Source organism: Microbacterium sp. (genome assembly GCF_041909575.1).
Lineage (GTDB): Bacteria > Actinomycetota > Actinomycetes > Actinomycetales > Microbacteriaceae > Microbacterium.
In genome coordinates this window covers 1-2,454 of record NZ_JAYRDE010000187.1, presented here as the reverse complement: position 1 = coordinate 2,454, position 2,454 = coordinate 1, and the positions used below count along the sequence as shown (strand labels likewise).

The window sequence follows — 2,454 nt, the reverse complement described above, 5'->3', positions numbered from 1 at the left end:
GCCGACGATCCGGTGCGCGAGCTGCGCCGTGCGCTCCGCGGGCGGACGTCGCTGGTCGTGATCGACGGCATCGACACGCTCGACCACGCCCAGCGGGACCAGGCCGCCGCGCTGCTGCGCGACGCGCACGCCGCTCTCCGCGCCCGTGCGGACGCCGGCGCGCGGTCCCAGCTCACGGTCGTCGCCACCTCGAGGGCCGACGGCCCCGCGCTCTCCCTTCTCTCCGACGCCCGGCGCCCCGACGTGAGCTCGCTCGCGCTGCGGGCGGGCGCGGCATCCGCTTCTTCCATCTCCGAGGTGAACGCATGACCCTCTCCATCGAACGCGCGCGCACGCGCCGGCCCGTGACGTGGCTGACGCTCATCGGGGTGCTGCTGCTTCCCGTGGTGATCGGCGGCATCCTCGTCGCCGCGCTCTACAACCCGACCGAGCGGCTCGAGTCGCTCAACGCCGCCATCGTGAACGAGGACGAGGCCGTCACGATCGACGACCAGCTCGTCCCGCTCGGGCGCCAGCTCACCGCCGGGCTCGTCGAGGGCTCCGACGAGCAGCCGAGCAACCTCACGTGGACGATCTCGAATGCGGAGGATGCCGCCGACGGTCTCGCCGACGGCACGTACGCCGCGGTGATCACGATCCCCGAGAACTTCTCGGCGGCGGCGACCTCGACGCGGCCGGGTGAGACGCCCGAGCGCGCCACGATCGAGGTGCAGACGCCCCCCGACAGCCTGATCGTGGACGACGCCATCACCGCGCAGGTCACGTCGGCCGCGGCATCCGTCATGGGCGAGCAGCTCTCGCAGGTCTACCTCGAGAACGTGTTCCTCGGCTTCACGACCCTCGGCGACCAGCTCGGCGAGGCCGCCTCCGGCGCGCAGTCCCTGGCCGACGGCGCGACGCAGGCTGCCGACGGTGCTGCGGAGCTCGCCGACGGAATGCCGCAGCTCGCGTCGGGCGCGAGCGGGCTCGCCGACGGCGCGGGCGAGCTGCAGGGCGGGCTCGGGCAGATCGCGGGTGGCATCGACGGCGCAGCCGGTGGGGCCGGCCAGCTCGCCGCCGGCGTGAACGCCGGCGCGGACGAGCTCGAGCAGACCGGCGTCGTGCCCACCGACCTCACGGACCTCGCCGACGGCACCGAGACGGCGACGAAAGCGGCCGCCGGATACGCCGGATCAGCGGCCGGGACGCTGCAGACGCTCGCGGCGACGTGCGATCCGGCCGTGAATCCGGCCGGCTTCTGCACGAGCCTCGTGGCGGCCGCGACCTCGGCGGGCACCGCCTCCGTGATCCTCAACGGCGACGGCACCCAGGCGAACCCCGGCGCTGCGAAGCTGACCGAGTACACCGCCGACGGCATCGCCGGGCTCGACGCCGGGGTGACCGCCGAGTTCGCGAAGCAGTTCCGCGAGATCGGCACCAACGTCGCCGCGCTCGGTTCGGGCCTCGACCAGCTCGCGGGCGCGACCTCGCAGTCCGCCACGGGCGCGGGACAGCTCTCGTCCGGGGCCGCGCAGCTCGCCGACGGCATCACCCAGGCCGGCACCGGTGCGTCGTCCCTCGCGGACGGCGTCGCGCAGCTGGCCGACGGGACTTCGACGCTCGCGGACGGCCTGGAGGAGGCATCCGGCGCCCTTCCGTCCTACACCGACACCGAGGCGACGAGCCTGGCCGACGTGGTCTCGAACCCGGTGGCCGCCGACGGCGTGGGAACGTCGCTGTTCGGGGCATCCGCCATTCCGCTGCTGTCGACGCTCGCGCTGTGGTTCGGCGGGCTCGCGACGTTCATCGCGCTGCAGGCCGTGTCGCGTCGCGCCCTCACAGCCCGCGAGCCGTCGGCGCTGCTCGCGCTGCGCGGCTTCGCCCCCGCCGCCGCGCTCGGCGCCGCGCAGGGCCTGCTGGTCGCTGCGGTCGTGCAGCTCGCCGCCGGATACGACTGGGGCCAGTGGTGGGTGTTCGCCGGCGTGAGCGTGGTCGCGGGCATCGCCTTCGCCGCCGTGAACCAGGCGCTGGTCGCCGTGTTCGGCGGCGCGGGACGCTGGATCTCGGCCCTCATCGGCGTCCTGGCCGTCGCGACGGGCGTCGTCTCGACGGTGCCCGGCGTCCTGTCGGGAGTCGCCGCCCTGATGCCGACGTCCCCCGCCTACAACGGGATGCTCGCGGCCCTCACCGAGACCGGCGGAGTCGGCGCGGCGATCGCGGGGCTCGCGATCTGGTCGGTCCTGGCGTTCCTGGCCACGGTGCTCGCCGTCGCCCGGCGCCGCACGACTTCGGCGGCCGCGGTCCTCCACGCCGCCCCGGCCCCGGCCTGACCCCGCCCCTCGTCGGCGACGGCCCGGTCCCTTCATCGGGGCCGGGCCGTTGCGGTCCCGGGCATCGCCCTGCAGAACTCCACGGATTCGGCGAACGGCTCGGCCCCGATCCGCGGGTTCAGGCGCCGCCGCCGTCCTGAACCGC

2 protein-coding genes are annotated in these 2,454 nt (G+C 74.9%); both read left to right on the top strand.

Translation table 11 applies throughout. From position 1 onward, the window contains the following. Positions 1 to 309 (top strand): hypothetical protein (locus tag ACE3O1_RS15390; protein WP_374316545.1); only part of this gene is annotated, 309 nt, incomplete at its 5' end. Continuing rightward, the gene (locus ACE3O1_RS15385; protein WP_374316543.1) at positions 306 to 2,309 is read left to right on the top strand and encodes a YhgE/Pip domain-containing protein; all 2,004 of its coding nucleotides are present in this window, start codon (positions 306 to 308) and stop codon (positions 2,307 to 2,309) included. The genes ACE3O1_RS15390 and ACE3O1_RS15385, both read left to right, overlap by 4 nt. Positions 2,310 to 2,454 lie beyond the last annotated feature (145 nt).